Source organism: Candidatus Symbiothrix dinenymphae (genome assembly GCF_001431085.1).
The window spans coordinates 1-458 of sequence record NZ_BBRU01000391.1 but is presented as its reverse complement, the minus strand read 5'-3'; the positions used below and the strand labels follow the sequence as shown (position 1 = coordinate 458).

Genomic DNA, 458 nt, shown 5'->3' with positions numbered 1-458 from the left:
GTGATTTGGGATTTTTGGAAGGAGCGTTGACGGAGCAAGGGGTTGTGCGGGCGGCATTTAGCGGCTTGAGTCCCTATTTGATTGAAATCAATTTCACGGACGACACCTCGTTTGCAGGCGCGTTTTATACCGCACGCAGTCAAACAAAATTGGTTGGCAAGCGCAACCCCCAAGCGGCTTTGGATGATGCGTATGGATTGGCGCAACTCAAACGCGGATTTTCGTCATTAAGTTTTGCGTTGCCCAACACAGAAGGCAAAATCATCTCAATCAACGATGAGCGTTACAAAGGCAAGGTAGTGATTGTGTCCGTTTTGGGCAGTTGGTGCCCCAATTGTTTGGACGAATTGCAATTTTTAGCACCATGGTACGATGCCAACAAAGACAGAGGCGTGGAAGTCATCGGCTTGGCTTTTGAGCGAAAAGACGATATGGATTATGCCAGAAAAGCCATCAAT

General features: G+C 47.8%; 1 protein-coding gene. It reads left to right on the top strand.

Annotated elements, in window-relative coordinates; all coding sequences use genetic code 11:
* The coding region (locus ASC50_RS04495) for a peroxiredoxin family protein (protein WP_158648431.1) at positions 1–458 on the top strand (458 nt) is incomplete at both ends.